This window comes from Salegentibacter sp. Hel_I_6, from assembly GCF_000745315.1.
Classification (GTDB): Bacteria; Bacteroidota; Bacteroidia; order Flavobacteriales; family Flavobacteriaceae; genus Salegentibacter.
Genome location: NZ_JQNQ01000001.1, coordinates 1,917,476 through 1,937,002 on the forward strand (window position 1 = coordinate 1,917,476; position 19,527 = coordinate 1,937,002).

Annotated in this window: 20 protein-coding genes; 14 read left to right on the plus strand and 6 right to left on the minus strand. The window is 35.5% G+C overall.

Going from position 1 to position 19,527, the window contains the following annotated elements:
- The first annotated feature begins 26 nt into the window (after nt 1-26).
- The 3 genes from FG27_RS08405 (at nt 27) to FG27_RS08415 (ending at nt 3,523) form a co-directional block, all read left to right on the plus strand.
- Nucleotides 27-1,436: a DUF4932 domain-containing protein gene (locus FG27_RS08405; protein ID WP_037317961.1), complete on the plus strand. Its 1,410-nt coding sequence runs from the start codon at nt 27-29 to the stop codon at nt 1,434-1,436.
- Nucleotides 1,437-1,689: 253 nt separating this feature from the next.
- Nucleotides 1,690-2,691 carry a type IV toxin-antitoxin system AbiEi family antitoxin gene (locus FG27_RS08410; RefSeq protein WP_037317963.1) on the plus strand — a complete coding sequence of 334 codons (1,002 nt, stop codon included), beginning with the start codon at nt 1,690-1,692 and terminating at the stop codon, nt 2,689-2,691.
- Nucleotides 2,669-3,523 (plus strand): nucleotidyl transferase AbiEii/AbiGii toxin family protein, encoded by an 855-nt coding sequence (locus tag FG27_RS08415; protein WP_037317965.1) that lies wholly within the window; start codon nt 2,669-2,671, stop codon nt 3,521-3,523. The genes FG27_RS08410 and FG27_RS08415 overlap by 23 nt, the downstream gene beginning before the upstream one ends.
- Before the next feature lie 625 nt (nt 3,524-4,148).
- Here FG27_RS08415 and FG27_RS08420 read toward each other — a convergent pair.
- The gene (locus FG27_RS08420) at nt 4,149-4,715 is read right to left on the minus strand and encodes a PAS domain-containing protein (RefSeq protein WP_037317967.1); all 567 of its coding nucleotides are present in this window, start codon (nt 4,713-4,715) and stop codon (nt 4,149-4,151) included.
- A 306-nt stretch (nt 4,716-5,021) separates the two neighbouring features.
- Between FG27_RS08420 and FG27_RS08425 the strand changes: the two genes are divergently transcribed.
- The 3 genes from FG27_RS08425 to FG27_RS08435 all read left to right on the plus strand — a co-directional run bounded on the left by FG27_RS08425 (nt 5,022) and on the right by FG27_RS08435 (nt 7,689).
- Nucleotides 5,022-5,609 carry a HupE/UreJ family protein gene (locus FG27_RS08425; protein WP_037317969.1) on the plus strand — a complete coding sequence of 196 codons (588 nt, stop codon included), beginning with the start codon at nt 5,022-5,024 and terminating at the stop codon, nt 5,607-5,609.
- A 62-nt stretch (nt 5,610-5,671) separates the two neighbouring features.
- Entirely contained in the window at nt 5,672-6,103 is a 432-nt protein-coding gene (locus tag FG27_RS08430; RefSeq protein WP_037317971.1) for a dCMP deaminase family protein, read from the plus strand.
- Nucleotides 6,100-7,689, plus strand: coding sequence for a S41 family peptidase (locus FG27_RS08435; RefSeq protein WP_037317973.1), 1,590 nt, complete (start codon nt 6,100-6,102; stop codon nt 7,687-7,689). Before FG27_RS08430 ends, FG27_RS08435 begins: the two co-directional genes overlap by 4 nt.
- A gap of 306 nt (nt 7,690-7,995) precedes the next feature.
- Here the strand turns inward: FG27_RS08435 and FG27_RS08445 are convergent, their stop codons facing one another.
- The 3 genes from FG27_RS08445 to FG27_RS08455 form a co-directional block, all read right to left on the minus strand.
- On the minus strand, nt 7,996-8,601 hold the full coding sequence (locus FG27_RS08445) for an FAD-dependent oxidoreductase (protein WP_037317977.1): 606 nt from the start codon (nt 8,599-8,601) through the stop codon (nt 7,996-7,998).
- 88 nt (nt 8,602-8,689) lie between these two features.
- A complete protein-coding gene (locus FG27_RS08450; protein ID WP_037317979.1) occupies nt 8,690-8,887 on the minus strand; it encodes a hypothetical protein in 198 nt (65 codons plus the stop codon).
- Complete coding sequence (locus FG27_RS08455) at nt 8,884-9,465, minus strand: MarC family protein (RefSeq protein WP_197051680.1); 582 nt, start codon at nt 9,463-9,465, stop codon at nt 8,884-8,886. Before FG27_RS08455 ends, FG27_RS08450 begins: the two co-directional genes overlap by 4 nt.
- A gap of 326 nt (nt 9,466-9,791) precedes the next feature.
- Between FG27_RS08455 and FG27_RS08460 the strand changes: the two genes are divergently transcribed.
- The 7 genes from FG27_RS08460 (at nt 9,792) to dgt (ending at nt 16,103) form a co-directional block, all read left to right on the plus strand.
- Nucleotides 9,792-10,445 carry a hypothetical protein gene (locus FG27_RS08460; protein WP_037317981.1) on the plus strand — a complete coding sequence of 218 codons (654 nt, stop codon included), beginning with the start codon at nt 9,792-9,794 and terminating at the stop codon, nt 10,443-10,445.
- 145 nt (nt 10,446-10,590) lie between these two features.
- Nucleotides 10,591-11,154 (plus strand): DUF3109 family protein, encoded by a 564-nt coding sequence (locus tag FG27_RS08465; RefSeq protein WP_037317983.1) that lies wholly within the window; start codon nt 10,591-10,593, stop codon nt 11,152-11,154.
- A gap of 302 nt (nt 11,155-11,456) precedes the next feature.
- Nucleotides 11,457-12,281 (plus strand): DUF4412 domain-containing protein, encoded by an 825-nt coding sequence (locus FG27_RS08470; protein ID WP_081912608.1) that lies wholly within the window; start codon nt 11,457-11,459, stop codon nt 12,279-12,281.
- 11 nt (nt 12,282-12,292) lie between these two features.
- On the plus strand, nt 12,293-12,649 hold the full coding sequence (locus tag FG27_RS08475; RefSeq protein WP_037317987.1) for a DUF4870 domain-containing protein: 357 nt from the start codon (nt 12,293-12,295) through the stop codon (nt 12,647-12,649).
- Between the two features lie 5 nt (nt 12,650-12,654).
- Entirely contained in the window at nt 12,655-13,392 is a 738-nt protein-coding gene (locus FG27_RS08480) for a hypothetical protein (RefSeq protein ID WP_037317989.1), read from the plus strand.
- Nucleotides 13,393-13,633: 241 nt separating this feature from the next.
- Nucleotides 13,634-14,542, plus strand: coding sequence for a ribonucleotide-diphosphate reductase subunit beta (locus FG27_RS08485; RefSeq protein ID WP_051935800.1), 909 nt, complete (start codon nt 13,634-13,636; stop codon nt 14,540-14,542).
- A 214-nt stretch (nt 14,543-14,756) separates the two neighbouring features.
- Nucleotides 14,757-16,103 (plus strand): dGTP triphosphohydrolase, encoded by a 1,347-nt coding sequence (dgt, locus tag FG27_RS08490; protein ID WP_037317991.1) that lies wholly within the window; start codon nt 14,757-14,759, stop codon nt 16,101-16,103.
- Nucleotides 16,104-16,132: 29 nt separating this feature from the next.
- On the opposite strand, the gene FG27_RS08495 is transcribed toward dgt, so the two are convergent.
- Both FG27_RS08495 and dxs read right to left on the minus strand, forming a co-directional pair.
- Nucleotides 16,133-17,155, minus strand: a complete 1,023-nt coding sequence (locus FG27_RS08495) for a DUF3078 domain-containing protein (protein WP_037317993.1) — start codon at nt 17,153-17,155, stop codon at nt 16,133-16,135.
- Nucleotides 17,156-17,186: 31 nt separating this feature from the next.
- The gene (gene dxs, locus FG27_RS08500) at nt 17,187-18,965 is read right to left on the minus strand and encodes a 1-deoxy-D-xylulose-5-phosphate synthase (RefSeq protein WP_037317995.1); all 1,779 of its coding nucleotides are present in this window, start codon (nt 18,963-18,965) and stop codon (nt 17,187-17,189) included.
- A gap of 98 nt (nt 18,966-19,063) precedes the next feature.
- Between dxs and FG27_RS08505 the strand changes: the two genes are divergently transcribed.
- On the plus strand, nt 19,064-19,513 hold the full coding sequence (locus FG27_RS08505; protein WP_037317997.1) for a nucleoside deaminase: 450 nt from the start codon (nt 19,064-19,066) through the stop codon (nt 19,511-19,513).
- The last annotated feature ends 14 nt before the right edge of the window (nt 19,514-19,527 follow it).

Genomic DNA, 19,527 nt, shown 5'->3' on the forward strand with positions numbered 1-19,527 from the left:
AGCCAAGCGGCAATAAATTTAATCATATGAGAAATCAGCTAACCTCTTTATTGTTTTTCCTCACTGTTGTTTCTTGCGGCACATCTAAAAATTGGGAAAGTGAACAGGGTAAAAATTCGTTTTCCGCATCCTTTGAGGATTTCAACAGTAGTGAAAAAATTGAAATCGAAGAGGATTCCAATAAGGTCGTTTACCTGAGTTATTTAACCGAACATAAGGAAGGGGATTTTACATTTAAAATCAACAGAGATGATTTTAAATATGAGAATAGCAAAATTGTTCATCTTAAAACAGATTTGAAGAAACCTTTGCAAATGCGGATAAAAGGATCTTCAGCAAAAGGAAATTTTAAAATAGAATATCCCACCTATAAAAAGAAAGAAATTAAGGTACTTTACAATGCCAATTTTGAATTATTAAGCCTTGCCTATTTCCTATCCAATATGTACGAGGACTTAAATGACAACAATAATTCTTTCGTTTATGATGGCAAAGAGGTAAGCGTTAAAGACTTATTTGCTTTAAATCTAAAAATTGGAAACCGATTCGAAAATCATTTAGATTCTGAAAATTTAAAAATTTTAAATGAGTTTTTTCAAAAGCATTGGTATCTAGAGTATACAAACTTTGTTTTGCTTTTAACTGAGTTTCCAAATACAGAAATCCCAGAAAAGTCATCTTCTCAAGAGTTATTTACTTCAGATCAGGAAAAAGAAAGATTTATTTTAGCTCTAAATAACTTTCATAAAGAAATAAAATTTGAAGAGTATTTAGAAGAATATGAGGCATACTACAGTAAAATGATTGAAGAGGTAGAGAACAATTTACCTAATGAAGGTTTTATAACCGAAATGGAACATTTGTATGATAAAGAAGCAAATGCTTACTTTTTAAATGCCAGTTTAACTATGCCCTTTAGTCAGGGTTATGCCCTATCTCGAGATAGAAATATTGGATATGTTTTTGGTTCATTAAGCTTACCCACAGAATTAGAAGATATTGATAAATTATCGCTTGGTTATGCAAATTCAAAGCAGTTAAGAAATCTTTCTGTTCATGAGTTTGGTCATTCATTTGTAAATCCGGTTATCGATAATATCCAGGATTCTATAATTAGTAAAAAAGACTTCCTTTTTGAGCCTATAAAAAGGGAAATGTCTGATCAGGCATACTCAAGTTGGAAGATCGCTTTGTACGAACATTTTGTAAGGGCAGGCGAGATTTTTATCGCCAGACAACTAGGAGATCAAGATACTGCAAACAAACTTTCAAAAGATTATATCGAAAACAGGCATTTTATATACTTAGACCCAATAGTTGCTAGCTTGGAAAACTGGTATACCAATGAATATTTCGATAAAACATACCAGGAATTCGTAAAAGAAACCATTGAAAGATTAACGATTGAAGCATCAATCGTAGATAATAATGATTAATAGGATATAGAAGATTTCTCCTTTTATTTTTCTTGTGGATTCAACCTAAAGGAATAGAAAGATCAACCTACCGTTACGTTTGAAAAGTAGATGTCTTTTTTGAAAAGTGGCTCGGATTCTGTTTACGAATTTAAGTATGCAGAAAAAGTTAGGTAAACTAAAATGCTATTTATTCTTTCCTAATCAGTATATGTTCATTATATTTGAGTGTTCATTGTCACTGAACAACAAACAAAAATGAACACGAAGAGCAATGTATAAGAATAATGACTTTATTTACGAGGCTGCTTCTAAGCTTGACGAACTTAGCAAAGTTTTTATCCAGGTAGATTCCAATCGGCCTAACGAAGTACTTTTGACTGTGCATAATACAAAGTTCGTCGTAGAGCATAGATCTGCTGTTAGAACCTCTAATCAAGGCCTTATCCTATCTCAGCTAGAGGATCTGAAAAACAATAATAGCAAACCCATTATTTTAATTGCTGAATATATTTCAAAACAAGCCACCCAGGAACTTAAAAAACGAGGCATAAACTATATTGATGTTGCAGGTAATGCATTTATTAAACATCAAGACCTGGCCATTTTCGTAGAAGGGCAGAAAAACACCAAAAAAAATAAAATGAATCAATCCCGGGCTTTTCAGGAAGCAGGGTTAAAAATTATTTTTCATTTATTAAATAAACCGGAAAACCTTCAGGACTCTTACAGAAGAATAGCGGAGCAGGCCGATGTGTCTGTAGGTTCAGTAAGTAACGTAATGGCTGAACTTGAAGAACTAAATTACATCCTAAAAACAAGTAACAAACGGATTCTTAAAAATAAAACTGAACTGCTAGAGCGATGGGTGGTGGATTTTAATGCTAATCTAAAGCCTAGAATTCTAAGAAAACGGATGCGATTTATAGACAAAGAACGATTAAAAAACTGGCGTAGTCTCGAACTATATTCTGAAAATGGGTCCATTCTTTGGGGAGGAGAGCCAGGAGGGGCACTTCTTACAGATAATTTAAGGCCTGAACAATTTATCGTATTTACAGATTTGGAACTTTCTAAAGTTGCAAAAAAACTTGGCTTAGTCCCAAACGAGACCGGAACTGTTGAAGTTTTACAAAAATTTTGGAAAGGTAATGATACCACCAGCAAAACAGCTCCCGCACTTTTAGTGTATGCCGATTTAATAAACAGTGGTTATGGAAGAAATATCGAGATCGCAAAAAAGATACTAGCGAATGAGCTACAACATATCCAGTGAAAAATTTACGCATCCACTGTTAAAACCGATTTTATTGGAACTGACCGGATATTTTAAAGAAGCCGGTATTTCCTTTTTTGTGATAGGTGCCACTGCACGTGATATTATTATGGAATTACACAATGCGCAGTCCGGCCGACTAACCTATGATCTTGATATTGCCATTGCGGTAAACAATTGGGAACAATGGGTAAGTTTAGAAAAAGAACTCGTAAAGCTTAAAAATTTCACCAAGGATAAAGACCAAAAACAACGCTTTATCTATAAAGGTAAGTTTGAATTAGATATTGTGCCTTTTGGAGAAATAATAAAAAAAGACCACAAAATATTCTGGCCACCTGATGAGGAGATGGCTATGTCGGTATTAGGTTTTAAAGCCGCAGCTGAAGCTGCTTTACCGGTTCGTATAGATGATGATACCGAAATCAGGATTGCGACACTTAGTGGAATTTTCATCTTGAAATTGATCGCCTGGAAAGATCGTCACCAGTATAACAATAAGGATGCAGATGACATAGGATTTATTTTAGGAAACTATTTATCTATTTATGAACAAAGGGCTGCTACCAATTATTACGATGAAGTATATGGTCAGGAATTTTTTAATAACACAACTGCAGGGTCCGTTCTTTTAGGAATAGATATCAGAGAATTATTAGAAAAGCATTCAGAAACGCTGGCATCCATCCGGGAAATCTTGCAAGTAGAAATCGATAAAAGAGAAGAAAGTAAACTTATAAATCAAGTTTTAGAAACCCATGGGTCATTCTATTATGAAGAGTTGCTGCAAAGCTTTCAAAAGCTCGTTAATGGATTTAGATCTACAAAATAACCCTAATTTCATTACATAAAAAATGAATTGTTACCCCTATTTTGTTACAAACCAGCTGATCTAATTTACCTAAGATCAAATTCAAAATAGTTAATATTCAGTTAAAGGTGTCTAATTCGGGGGCACTCTAAAATAACCTATTCGAAAGGCTTTGTAAATGCGGAGTAAAAGCGATTTAAAGCACTCCCGCCTCGAGTACTTTTAATGAATCAAATAACATCAAAACCCCGTAAAACGCACTGTTTACGGGGTTTTTTAATTAACATCAAGTCTATTTTCAATTTCAGATTCTACTTTCAAAGTTTCAGAACTATCCTGGATTGTCCCTTTTTCCAATTTCCAGTAAATAATGGAGTTGCACAGGTTATTCATTGCAGAGTGGCTATGCCGTATAACATTGGTCAAGGTAGATACTGGTACTGCTTTTTTTCCTAGTTAAATTCTCGTAGAGATAGCTTATTGTTTTATTCTAAAACCTTTATTTTTAGTTGATCACTTTTCTGGGTAATTAACCTGCTGTAAACATTTTTATATTTAGCACTGTATCTTTTAAAACGTAAACCCATCATCTTCACGCAAAGCCCTAAACTATCAAGTTTAAGGCTTTCTTTATTTAAAAAACTAATTATCCTGCCTGCCTTTCAAGTGCGAGGTAGTGCGTGGTATTTTGAGTTATTAATGGAATCACACTAATCTCACATTTATAAAGTGTTTGGTCTTTTTTATAATTTACCAAAACCTCTGTAAAAGGTTCTTCGCGCGACAATTTCTGTCTAATTCGGCTTAAAGCAGCTTGGTCGGTTTCCTTTCCTTGTAAAAAATGAGGTGTTTTATCTAAAACAAACCTGCTACTATACCCTGTCATTTCACTAAAACCTTCACTTACCCATTGAATTTTAGCTTGCTTATTGGTTAAAACCAAAGCATCAAAGGTTTTATCTTTAAATATAACATCCAGGTCATTATTCCAGTTAAACTTCTGCGCTATTTTTTTGAAAGCATCAATAGCATTGTTTTGTTTAATAGACGACAACTGCCGGGAATAAAAATCATTGTAAATATCCCAGCTACGAAGTGGCATTAGCTTTAAATCTGAAACTGTTATTTCATCTTCAATTTCCTTGAATTCTTCCATGCTTAGTGAGGATAGATAAATATCGAGACTCTGCATATTCATAAGGTTCTTCTTCATAATTATTCATTTTATCATTAACCCAAATCAGATTATGTTCTTTGAGCCAGCTATTAAAGAATTTTCAAAGCTTGCATAACGAGCAAAACTACTCAAAATGTCATTCAACATCATTTAAACCAACGTTAATGTTTGAGGTTCCACCTTAAAACTTAGACGTATTATAAAATGAAAATTTGAACATACTGCGAGCATAAGTTAATTTCCAGTATAAAGACGCCTGTCTTATACTGAATACAGGGAATCTAAATGCTTTTGCAATTTTGGGAATAAGTTGTACTTTCGGGTTTTTCTAATAATTTAGATATGTCTCAATTCTGGCTGTACTTTAGATTAGGTCTGGAACACGTTCTGGACTGGCAGGCTTACGATCATATTTTATTTTTGATTGTTCTGGTAGCCGCTTACAGTTTTAGCAGCTGGAAAAAAATTCTCTGGCTGGTAACTTTATTTACCATTGGCCATACCCTGGCTCTATTTCTTTCGGTTTATGATATCGTAAAAGTAGATCCTGCATGGGTAGAATTGCTCATTCCCGTTACTATAATACTTACCGCGCTCTACAATATTGTTACCGCGAGTAAAAAGGAGCGTAATAAAAACCATAATCCGTTGTATTTCACTACTGTCTTTTTTGGATTAATCCACGGACTTGGTTTTTCTAGCTATTTTAAAATGGTTGCTGCAAATACCGAAAGTAAATTGCTACCCCTCCTCGAATTTGCCCTCGGGATAGAAACCGCCCAGGTAATTGCAGTAATCGCCGTAATGATTATTGGTTTTATTGCTCAAAATATCTTCTCGGTATCTAAAAGAGACTGGGTATTAGTAACTTCGGCAATTGTAATTGGTATTATTTTACCAATTCTTCAGGAAAATTTTCAGGCGATTTAATAAATTAGTCATTTAAAAATAAGGCAAAATCTTTATGCCTAAAAAGCCGGAATATACCGCTCATGGATAAGAAGAAACAATTAAAATACGATAAGGCTTATTTAAGGATTGCTCGTGAATGGAGTAAGTTATCCCATTGTAAAAGGAAACAGGTTGGCGCAGTTATTGTAAAAGATAGAATGATAATTTCTGATGGTTACAACGGCACACCTACAGGGTTTGAGAACTATTGTGAAGATGACGAAGGATACACCAAATGGTATGTATTACACGCTGAAGCTAATGCTATTCTAAAAGTTGCAGGTTCTACCCAATCCTGTAATGGCGCTACACTCTATATCACGATGTCACCCTGCAAAGAATGCAGTAAATTAATTCACCAGGCCGGTATTACCCGGTTAGTTTATCATATAGATTATAAAGATAATTCGGGACTGGATTTTCTTAAAAAAGCCGGAGTAGAACTTGAAATGATAAAGGATTTAGAAGATTGAATACCAGGCAAAAAATATTAATTCCCATTCTTCTAGCAACAGCTTGCGCCGCCGGCGTATTGTTGGGCGGTAAATTGGATTTTTCATCTTCTGATGCTTTATTTTCTTCAAATCCTAAAAAACAAAAACTCAACAGACTTATAGATTACATTGATTATGAATATGTAGACGATGTAAATACCGATAGTATTGTAGATCTTACGGTAAATAGAATTCTGGAAAATTTAGATCCACACTCGGTATATATTCCGAAGGAAGAATATGCCGGGGTGGTAGAAAATATGCAGGGTGATTTTGTAGGAATTGGAGTAAGTTTTTATAGTATTAATGATACTGTAGTAGTAATTCAAGCTCTGGAAGGGGGACCCAGTGAAAAAATAGGAATCAGGGGCGGTGACCGAATTCTTTATGCTGATGGAACCCCGCTTTTTAACAATAATATTAGCAACGATTCTTTAACTAAACACCTTAAAGGAGAAGAAGATTCCCGGGTGACACTTAAGGTTAAAAGAAAAGGAATAAAAGATTTGCTCACCTTCAAAGTAAAGCGAGGTCGTGTGCCCTTAAAGAGTGTAGATGCAGCCTATATGTTATCTTCAGATTTAGGATATATCAAGATAAATCGTTTTGCCGAAACAACATATAAAGAATTTCAAAACGCACTAAAAGAGCTCAAAAATCAGGGAGCAAATCAAATAGCTTTAGATCTTAGAGACAATCCCGGAGGTTACCTTTCAGAAGCTATTAAAATTGTAGATGAATTTCTGGAAGACGAAAAGCTTATTCTCTACACCAAAAATAAGAGTGGCGCTGTAGAAGAAACTTTTTCCAGGCGTAAAGGTCTTTTAGAAAAAGGAGGTCTTTTCGTACTTATTAATGAGAATTCGGCTTCGGCAAGTGAGGTTGTAGCCGGGGCACTTCAGGATAATGATCGTGGTACAATTGTAGGCCGCAGATCTTATGGAAAAGGTCTTGTACAACGTGAAATGGATTTAGGCGATGGCAGTGCGGTTAGACTAACCATAGCCCGTTATTACACCCCTACCGGCCGCTCCATCCAAAAACCTTATGATAACGGAAATGAAAGTTATTTCAAAGATTATATGCGCCGCTATAAAAATGGCGAGCTAAATAGTGCCGATAGCATCAATGTTGACGATTCCTTGAGATATGAAACACCTGCAGGTAAAGTAGTATATGGTGGTGGCGGGATTATTCCTGATATTTTTATTCCGCAGGATAGCGATAATGAGCGCAATAATATTCGTTTACTATTGCACGGAGGTTACATGAGTAGGTTTGTTTTTAGCATTCTTGAAGAAAATAGATCTTTCTACAATAATGTAAAGCTTCAGAATTTTGAAGATGAAGTGAAAATTTCAGACCAAATGGTGCGGGATTTTATTCGATTTGTAGGTGATGGAAATATTAGGCTTAGTGTAAATGAGGAAAAGCCTTTATTAAAGCAATATTTAAAAGCTGTGATCGCCCAACAATTATTTGGCACCACGGCATTTGAAAAATTGGTTAATGAAAATGACCCTACGGTTAAAAAAGTCCTTGAATTATCGCAAAAAAATGAATAAATTGCACTCATGAGTGCTTTTCAGGAAAATCTTATAATTTTTTTAACCATCTCCCCATTATTCTTTTTCATTGTGGCGGTGAGTTTTAGATTACTTGACAACAGTGCTCTTCTATTTCTACAAAAAGAAATCCTGGTAACATCTTCCAACGTTTCTGTAGCATGTATTAAAAGCCAGATAAAAAATACCAAGGATAAGGAATTTCGGAAGAAATTAAGATTGGCCTTACTTTACAGAAGATTACATCGTTCCTGTCTAATTTTAATGTTGTGCTCCATTCCCTTAATGGTTACAGGCTATTTTATGCTATAGAAGCTTATCGTGAACTTTGGTGTGTTCTCCTTTCCATAAACTAAGAATATCGGTTGCCACACTGGCCCCACTCCCACAAGCAATGGAAAATTGACTGCGCCAGCCAGCAAGACTCCCAGCAACATATAACCCCGTTTTCACAAGGTGATCTTCATTTTTTAGCTGAATTCGCTCTTTGGAAGCTTTAGCCTTTTTATGCGGAATTACTTCAGATTCAAATCCTTTTATTCTCAAAGGGCTTGTATAACCGGTAGCCATTACTACAATATCCGCTTCATAGCTATTTTTATTGGTAATTATACTAAAACCTTCGTCTAGCCCAATAACCTCCTTTACCTTTTCTGAATCTATTTGCTGAATTTCAGGATACTGCTCCTTCAAATGTACAATACTTTCCTTTAGAATTTGTTGACCTGAAGTTCCCGGAACTACACCCAGAACATTATTGAGAAGCGCCGAGTTTAAATGAGATGCCTTTTGATGCATGAGTATTCCCACTTTTTTATCAGAAATCAAATTATTGCGCAATGCTGAACCCAAAATAAGTCCGCAAGACATTCCAGCAGCACCGCCTCCTACGATAATCACATCAAACTTCATCTATTTATAGTTTTAACTCAAATTAAAATTAGGCATTGGCCAACATATAATCAACCAGCACCCCTCCCAGCATCATGCTGTTTTAACTTTAAGAATTATGCTTTGCCGCTATACTTCTTGAGGTTAGTAAAATCCCCATAAGGATTATAAGACAAAGACTCCCTACAATTACAAGAACAGCGGTCCCGCTATCTCCTTTTAATAGATTTTCAAAATTTAATATGGTAGCACTGTAACCAATAATTACAACGGCTAAAAAAATTACGGTATAAATAAATAACTTCATGAAAATAAACTCTGAATGTTAGTGGCAAATAATTTTACGGCAATGGCCAGTAAAATTACCCCAAATACTTTTCTAATTACACTAATACCCTGGCTACCTAAAACCTGCTCAATTTTAGTGGAAGATTTTAGCACCAGGTATACAAAGATAATATTGATAAGGATAGCAACAATAATATTTACCGCTTCATATTCTGCCTGAAGTGAAACCAGCGTAGTAAGCGTACCCGCACCGGCGATTAAAGGAAATGCCAGGGGAACGATAGAGGCGGTTTCAGGCTCATCATCTTTATAAAGGGTGATTCCCAAAATCATTTCCAGAGCCAGGAAAAATAAGATAAATGCACCGGCTACTGCAAAGGAATTCACATCTATACCTATAAGATTCAAAATCTCTTTTCCTACAAATAGAAAAACGATCATTATAATACCGGCAACAACCGAGGCTTTTTCACTCTGAATATGACCAGCTTTCTTTCTTAGATCGATAATAATTGGGATGTTTCCAATAATATCAATTACCGCGAAAAGAATCATTCCTGCGGTAAAGATCTGTCTTGCGTCTAACAATTTCCACATAACTTCCTTTTTGAAAAATTTTGCGCAAAAGTAATTTTTAAAAACAGAGCGTCAAGGAATTAGCATGTAAATTTTTTATTAAAATTTAACCAGTTTTTCGGGGAACCTTTTACCGGTTGTTTAAGTATAATCCTGAAGTAATTTTCAGCTAAACTGAATTTGCTAAAAATACGCAAAAACAAGTATTGCACTAGAAAGTAGCTCAATATACTTTTAATCTTCCCTACACGGTTCAATTTTCAACATCTCTTTTTGATTAATAAAATATGGGAGGAATCATTCCCCGGTCCTTTCCTGTAATTTTTTTTAACTAACACCATCAATTAATGAAAACAAAAACTAACATTTTGATCGCCCTGGTAATTATATTCAATATGGGAAACATTAACGCCCAGGAATCTATTTCTAACAATGAAAACCAAACAGAAGAGAGAAAAATAAGACCCTTTAGAATTGGCGCTAAAGTTGGATTTCCCAATATAATAGGCGGAAATATAGAATATGTAACGCCACTTTTAAATGATAAATTAGCGGTTAACCTGGATTATTCGATGATAAAATCAGATTGGTTAGGCTTTAATGAAGAGGCCGAGGCCCAGGATAATAAATTAGACATCACTTATATTGAAGGCGGATTAAATTACTATTTCTTTAAACCGGGAAAGGGTTTGTATGGTGGTTTGAGTTACGGAAATATTAAAGCGAAAGGTACAATAGTCTACCAGGAATTTAGAGATATTGTAGATACATCACATGGATCCCTGAACGTGAAATTAGGAGCAAAACTAGGCGGACTTTTTTATTTTAGACCTGAAGTTGGCTATGCATTTTCTCCATTACCAGAAACAATAGAAACCATAAGAGTTTATAACGATGGAAACAGCGAAACCAGACCAGTAGGTTTTGATACCGACGGGACACCTTATGCTTTATTATTCTCTGGTTTCATGGCAAATATAGGTATAGGCTTCGCATTCTAAAATTAAAGTATTACTAGCCATTAAATACTTACAAAACTATATTTTGAAATTTTCCGGTTTAAAATTTAAATGAATTGCGCAAAAACATAAAAGATTTATAGGTTAAAATTTTCCGGGTCAGGTAAGTTAAATTTATATTTGCAGCATGTTTCAGATAGGAAAAACCATAGTTTCAGAAGAGATCTTAACTAAAGATTTTGTGTGTAATCTTTCAGCTTGTAAAGGTGCTTGCTGTGTAGACGGCGACGCCGGTGCACCGGTTACACCGGAAGAAAGACAAATTCTCGATGAGATATACCCAAAAGTAAAACCTTACTTACGCCAAAAAGGAATAGATGCCATAGAGAAACAGGGCACCTATATTACTACTGATCTTGATGAAATTGAAACTCCATTGATAGATGGAGCAGATTGTGCCTATGTAACTTTTGATGAAAAAGGCATTGCACTTTGTGGAATTGAAGAAGCCTATAACCAGGGCGATATCGACTTTAAAAAACCTATTTCCTGCCATTTATATCCCGTTCGTATCCAGGAATATTCAGAATTTTCTGCGGTAAATTACCACAAATGGCAAATTTGTGATGACGCCTGTAGCCTTGGAGCCGATTTACAGGTTCCGGTTTACAAATTTACCAAAGATGCCCTAATTAGAAAATTCGGCGAAGATTGGTACAATCAATTAGAAGAGACTGCCAAAGAGCTTTAAATTTCAGTAGGAAATTAACTCGGGGCAAGCCCACCAGACATATTACAAGAAAAGTATTTGATTCGAGACAAGCCTCGGAGCATTTAAATCTCGGTTATCGAAAAAATTTTACATCATTGATTTTCAGAATATTATTTTAATCTTTCTGAAACATTTCGTATATTCAAACTTCAATTTTATTCCCCAAAAACAACCGGGTCTTTCCCTAAACCGGTTTATAATTCCCCCTACTTTTATCATTTTTTGCCCCTATCTGTAAGCTTAAGGTTTACAATTTATTTTATAATCTAAAATTCAAAATTATGAAAAAGCTCATCTTACTGGGGTTCACAATGCTATTTTGCATATCAACTATGGAAGCTCAGTTTCTAAAAAAATTAAAAGAAAAAGTTGAAAACAAAGTTGAAAACGCGGTAACCGACAATATTTCAAATAAGGCGGCCAACGAAGCCAATAAATCCCTTAATAAAATGTGGGAGACTAAGCTAAAAAATAGTCCGATCCCCATGGGTGCCAATCGCGTAGATATTAGCGAAGTTCCTCAATCTTACGATTTTAGCTGGGAATACCAACTAAATATGGAGACCAAAGACGGGAATTTGGATATGACCTATCTTTTAAAAGAAAACGCACCATATTTTGGAATGCGCGTGCCACAAGCTGAGGGAATGTTTATGATGCTGGATATGGATAAAAAGCTAAGTGTGATGTATTTTTCATCAGATGAAAATAATTTTATCATGGCTAGTAAAATAGAAGATCTAACTAATCCTGAGGAAGAAGACAACCCATATAAAAATTCAGAATTAAAAAAAATTGGCACAAAAAATATCCTTGGTTATGAATGCCAGGGTTATGAAACCGAAACCGAAGAACATAAATTCACTTTCTATCTTACCCAGGAAGCCCCCATTAGTTTTGCCAATATGTATAGCGATGAAAAAAGTAACATTCCAAAAGGGTGGAATGCTGATTGGCTGGAAGATGGCGATGCCTTAATGATGGAAATGCAGATGGTAGACAAAAAGAACGCCGATAGAAATGTAAATATGCGGTGCACAGGCCTGGAACAAAAGTCTTTTAATATTAATAAAGAAAATTATGCTGCTCTGGGAGCAAACAATTAAAATTTAAAATTATGGAAAGTCATAATACACACACTACTAATGAAGCTAAAAGTTCATTTGATCCTAAAACCATAGCCATTGTTGCCTATCTAACAATAATTGGTCTTGTAGTAGCCTTTGTTTTAAACAATGACAAAAAAGATGCGTTTGCGGCATTTCATATAAAACAATCATTAGGTCTTATAATAATAAGTCTTGGACTATTCATAATTGGAATGATCCCAATTTTAGGATGGATACTTAGTTTTCTAGGCTCTATTTTTCTTCTTTATCTATGGATTATGGGACTTATAAATGCAATTAATCATAACACTAAACCTGTCCCAATTCTTGGACATCAGTTTGAAAAATGGTTTGCTAATATTTAAGAAAAATGAAAACATCAAACATTCTTTTTGTTGCCTGCCTCTTGTTTGGTTTAAGCTCAAATGCTCAAGATATTATTGAAGCTAAAGTTGAAAATTGGGAATATGGTGACGCTAAAATTGGGGTTTTAGATTTTATGTCTGGGGAAGTCCAGGAGTTTGGTAGTATTTCTGAAGAAGGGAATATGGAGATTCAGCTTGAGACAAATTTTCTCGAAAAAATGAAAAAGGAAATGGAGAAAGAACAACAAAAAGCACCAGAAGGCTGGAAAGCATCTTTAAAAACAGTTTCTGGCACTTTTTCCTGTATGGCAAACGATCTAAACTATGAGAATGGAGAAACCAATCTTAGCAGTCTCCCACGGCAATTGTTTGTTTTCACTGGAGAGAAGGAAATTCTAGGTTTGATAATGCCAGCATCTACTAAAGCTATTGCAAATTATTTCTTCTCCTATGGGGAAGAAAATTGCAGTACTGGAAAATATTTGGAATGGACATATCTTGATGAACCAGCCACAGTAAATGGCACTTGCAGCATTACCACCTTCACTAGAACTCCCAATGAAAGCTATGAAGCCAAAGAAACCTATTCTCTAGACTTACAGAAAGGCTGGAACTTAATTGAATATAACATCACAGAAATATTCGAAGAGTCTTCTGGAAAAATTCATCCAAAAACTACCGAGGTTCAACTTGTTGAAAATATCCCGCCTGAAATTAGCTGGCATTTTTCTCCCGAGAAATAATCCTAAAACCGGAGTAAAAATTTCATATTAAAAGCTTTCCTTTTCTATTTTATACAGATTTATTAATTCAAAATCAGGCTTAAATCGACGAAAAGTAAATTTTATCGGTCTAATGCTCTTATTATGAACTTTTTATGTTGAAAACTTTGTGATAATCTTAAACACTTCATATTAAGGTAATCAGAAAATTTTTTAATATTTGTTGAAGCATTTTCATTTAAAACCATTTAATCCCCCCTTTATGAAAAAACAGGAACCCAGGCTTCGGGATAACAAAGATAGATTTGTAATTTTTCCTGTTAAACACAATGATATTTGGGATGCATATAAAGCAATAGAAGATAATTTTTGGACTTCAGGAGAAATAGATCTTTCTCAGGATTTATTAGATTGGAAAAAGATTGATGAAGAGAAACACCAATTTTTAATTAGAGTTTTAGGTCTTATTCTTTATTCAGAAAGAAATTTGAATTCAAAAATCACTAAAAAACTCAACGATAATATAAAGGTTCCCGAGATCAAATCGTTCCTTGATTTTCAAGCGATCATAGAAAACACTCATACTGAAGCTTATGGTATTTGTTTGAGTACCCTTCTAACGTTACAGGAACAAGAAAACATTTTTAATGAAATTGAAACCTTTCCTGCTACCAAGGCCAGAGAAGAGTGGATTAAAAAGTGGACTAATAGCCCATCTTTTGCTGAAAAATTAGTTGCACTTGCAACAGCGAAAAGTATTTTTTCTTATAGCAGTTTTGCCACAATCTTCTGGATAAAAAACTGTGGTTTAATGCCCGGCCTTAGCTATACTTATGAAATGATTTACCGGGATAAAGCTTTGCACCGTGATTTTGCAACCCAGTTATTCAGAAATCATTTATTAGAAGATATTTCAGATAAAAAAGTTCAGCAAATTATTGGAGAAGCTGTTGCTATAGAAAAAGAAGTGATTACTTTTCTTCCTCTAGAACTTATTGGCCTGAAAGAAAAGGCATTAAATGAATACCTGGATTATGAAAGCAATAGGCTTTTTGCTGACTTGATTATCAATAGAACTTTAGACTCAGAAAAAACAGCTAAAGAGAATCTATTGGAAAAAAGAGCAAAACACTATCCTCAAAGTAAAAAAACAGATATAGATCTAAAATAAAGTCAGTAAAAAATACTGATCTATAGAACTGAAACCAGCATTATGATCCCCAATGTGATGCGGTTTCAGTTTTTTACACACAGTCTCTCTATACTTCTACAGTAAATAATTTTTGTATAGCCAATATTCTTAGGCTTTTTCTATTTTTGAATCACAATTAAGTCTGCGGTGAAAATCAAACCCATTTTTCGGCTTTAAACAATATATAATTATGATGAACTGGGAACAACTTCTCTCCTTAAAACGTTTTGGCGACACAAATAAACGACTAAGAAAAGAGCAAAATGAAACCCGCCTGGGCTTTGAAGTAGATTATGATCGAATTATTTTTTCTTCAGCTTTTAGAAGTTTACAGGATAAAACCCAGGTAATCCCTCTTTCCAAAACCGATTTTGTTCATACCCGGTTAACCCATAGCCTGGAAGTTTCTGTAGTTGGGCGATCTTTGGGAAGGTTAGCAGGTCAAAAAATTTTGGAAAAACACCCCCAGCTGGAAAAAACACACGCATACAAAATGAACGATTTTGGAGCCATCGTGGCCGCGGCGGCCTTGGCACACGATATCGGGAATCCTCCATTTGGACATTCGGGAGAAAAAGCGATTGGAGAATATTTTAGCCACGGAAATGGGAGACGTTTTAAAAGTGAGCTTTCACCCAAAGAATACCAGGATTTAATAAAATTTGAAGGTAACGCCAATGGTTTTAAAATACTTACACAAAACAAACCAGGCATATCTGGAGGACTTCGGCTTTCTTACGCTACTTTGGGTGCGTTTATAAAATATCCAAAAGAATCACTACCCTACAAACCAACTCAAAATATAGCCGATAAAAAATTTGGCTTTTTCCAGACCGAAAAAGAGATTTTTGAAGAGGTTGCTATAGAACTTGGTTTATTAAATACCGGAAAAGATGGTGATATAAGTTACTACAGGCATCCATTGGCTTTTTTGGTGGAGGCCGCCGATGACATTTGTTATACTATAATTGATTTTGAAGACGGAATAAACCTTGGGCTAATCGATGAAGATTATGCTTTAGAATATCTAATAAAGTTAGTTAAAGATAATATCAACACCAGTAAATATAATAGCCTAATCAATACTGCCGATAGGTTGAGCTATCTTCGGGCCCTTGCCATAAATACTTTGATTACAGAAGCAGTAAACACTTTCGTAAAAAACGAAGACGTTATTCTGGCAGGTAATTTCCATCAGGGACTCTTAGATAAAAGTAAGTATGAAGCTCAAATAAATGATATCATAAAAATTAGTATTGAAAAAATTTACCAAAGCGAGGAAGTTATAAGCAAAGAGATCGCTGGCTATAAAATGCTTTCACACCTTTTAGATACTTATACTGATGCCTTGCTACCTGAAAAAGACCAGGAAGATTCAAATTTCAACAAACTGGTATTGAAATCGGTTCCCAGTTTGGCTGTACTCCAGGAAGAGCCTTCTGTGTATCGGCGTTTGCTAGAAATTTGTTCACACACCGCTTCACTAACCGATGGTTTTACGGTGGCTTCTTTTGAAAAATATAAAGGGATTAAATTATAGGAAAAAGCCGGCTTAAACAGCCGGCTTTCTTAAAATTCGTAGACTAACCCCACACCTAGCATTTGCTTAAGCTGTAATCGCGGGCCTGTAGTTTCAAGTTGCCCATCGCCATTAGTATCTTCTTTAAATTTCACATCATCATCATAAATTATGTGAGAGCCCACGTTGGCTTTTATAAAATCGTTTACTTTTAGATTAACATTCAACTGCCATTCCACATCAATATTTCCAAATTTGTTCAGATAATCTGAATAAAGACTTAGTTGATTATCTACCTCAACATTCTCAAAAACCTCTTTTGAAAAATCTGTGCTTACCAGGAAACCAAATTCTGTTCTTACATTTTCCCCTTTTTCAATAACATTTCCCAGCGAATCGCGCACTGCAGCGGTAACACCAAACATACCCTCATTTGCCAACCTTTGATCCAGCACAAAAGTGGATTTTTGTGTAACCGGTGAGATATATACTGTTAGATCTTCTACAGGATCTGAATATTCGCTTCCAATACCAAGAAATAAATATCCTGGCGCCATAATTTTCGAAATCGGGGTGTCAGTATCAGGGTATCTATAACCGTTTGTAAATTGGGTATTAAAATTAAATTTTGCTGAATAGAACCAGTTTGAAAGCGAATCTTTTCTATATCCAAAAGTAGAGCTTAAACGTATTTCATCCTCTGTTTTTCTAAGCTCCTGGCCTTCCTGGGAGTTAATTCCATAGCGCACTGTTGCCCTGTTTCGCCAATTGAGATCATCTTTTTTATAAGTTCGCTCTAGGTTACCATGAACTAATGCTGAAATAGAATTATTTCCACCGGCATTCCAATTTACAAAAGCAACTTCGTTTAAATTGACTCCAATCTGGTTTTTCTCTGTCCAAAAAGTGACTACCACTGAATCTACTTCGGTAGTATCCTGTACCACTTTAATAGAATCTGAGGGAATTATAGTATCGTTATAATAGTCAGGATAATAATCTGTATTTAAGGTTTTGGCAGATGTAGATAATTGAATTAAGAAGGCTAAAAGGCATAAGACTTTGATATTCATTAGTTAATTTAGATTTTTCGGAACTACAAAATTAAATATTTTGAAGAAGGAAGACTATTTCTTCTTCAATATATTCAACGCTAATTTTCGCAATTTCTTGTAATTCGTCAATATTTCCCTGTTCAATAAATTGATCGGGGACTCCTAAATTTCTAATTTTCAAGTTATAATCGTGCTTTGCGGCAAATTCAAGCACGGCAGAACCAAATCCACCGGTCACTACACCATCCTCTATAGTAATAATCGCTTTATATTTTTTAAATATTTTATGCAGAAGTTCTTCATCCAAAGGTTTTACGAAGCGCATATCATATTGCCCAATTTCCTCCGTCTGAAAATTTTTTATGGCTTCAGTAGCATTCTGAGTCATATTCCCGATAGTTAATATCGCAATCTTACTACCTTCCTTCAAGCAGTGGGCCTTCCCTATTTCTATTTCTTCAAAAGGAGTTTCCCAATTTGTTTGAACACCCCTACCCCGCGGATATCTTATAGCCATAGGGAGTTTTAAATCTAACTGTGCAGTGTATAAAAGATTTCTAAGTTCGGTTTCATTGCTGGGCGCCGCAATAATTATATTAGGAATACATCTTAAATAAGCAATATCAAATACCCCGTGGTGGGTAGCTCCATCTTCCCCAACCAGGCCTGCCCTATCTAAACAAAAAACCACTGGTAATTTTTGGATCGCCACATCGTGAATTACCTGGTCGTATGCACGCTGCAAAAATGTTGAATAAATAGCACAAAAAACTACAAAACCCTGGGTAGCCATCCCTGCGGAAAGCGTTACCGCATGTTGTTCGGCTATTCCTACATCAAAAGCACGATCGGGAAAAGCCTGCATCATAAATTTTAAGGAACTCCCGGTAGGCATTGCCGGGGTAATGCCTATAATTTTTTTATTTTTTTTAGCTAATTCTACTAAAGTAAGTCCAAAAACATCCTGATATTTTAAAGGCAATCCGGCAGTATCGTAAGGTAAAAGTTCGCCGGTATCTGGCTTAAATTTCCCAGGAGCGTGATATTTCACCTGGTCTTCTTCAGCCTTTTTTAAACCTTTCCCTTTGGTAGTAATTACATGAAGAAATTTGGGGCCCTGTATTTTTTTCATTTGCTCGAAAACTTCAAGCAATCCGGTAATATCGTGTCCATCAACCGGGCCAAAATATTTAAAATTCAGTGCTTCAATGATGTTGCTTTGTTTCGGTTTATAACCAACCCTTGCTTTGGTAAGATATTGTTTTAGCGCTCCAACACTGGGGTCTATCCCAATAGCATTATCGTTTAGCACTACCAGTAAATTAGCATTGGTTACCCCTGCGTGATTTAATCCTTCAAAGGCCATCCCACTGGCAATAGAAGCATCTCCCACAACTGCAATATGATGTTTTTTGAATGCTCCTTTTAAATTTGAAGCAATCGCCATCCCAAGCGCTGCAGAGATAGCGGTTGAGGAATGCCCTACCCCAAAAGTATCGTATTCACTTTCTTCCCTTTTTGGAAATCCGCTAATTCCGTTCAGCCTTCTATTGGTATGGAAGTTCTCTCTTCTTCCCGTTAAGATCTTATGGCCATAGGCCTGGTGGCCAACATCCCATACAAGCAAATCATCGGGAGTATTAAAAGCATAATGCAGGGCAACAGTTAATTCTACAACGCCAAGACTGGCACCAAGATGCCCCTCTTTAGTTGCAACAATATCTATAATAAACTTCCTGAGAGCGGCTGAAACTTCCGGTAGCTTTTCAGTCGGGAGCTTTCGTAAGTCTTCTGGCGAATGTATATAGTCTAAAATCTTGAGATCCATAATGCACAAAGTTAAGCTTTGAAAAGATATTTCTTGTAAGGATTTTTTCAGAAGCTAATTTTATAATTTTTATCTTTCCGCAGAAAAGATTACTAAAAATGCTACAGCCCTACGACGACGAATACTTTATGCGGAAAGCCCTCGAAGAAGCCGAAAAAGCTTTTGAGAGAGATGAAATTCCGGTTGGTGTCGTTATCGTGATCAATAATCAAATTATCGCACGTGGGCACAATCTAACCGAAACTCTTAACGATGTTACCGCTCACGCCGAAATGCAAGCCATAACTGCGGCAGCAAGTTTTCTTGGTGGAAAATATTTAAAAGATTGTACGATGTACGTTAGTTTAGAACCCTGCCAAATGTGCGCCGGCGCTTTATACTGGAGCCAAATTTCAAAATTAATTTTTGCTGCCGATGATACCCAACGAGGGTATCGAAAAACCGGTGTAAAACTTCACCCCAAAACCGAAGTGAAATCTGGAATTCTCGCAGAAGAAGCCTCAAGCTTACTAAAACGCTTTTTTATTGAAAAAAGAAACTTAAACTAAGCCCTGAAGCTTTT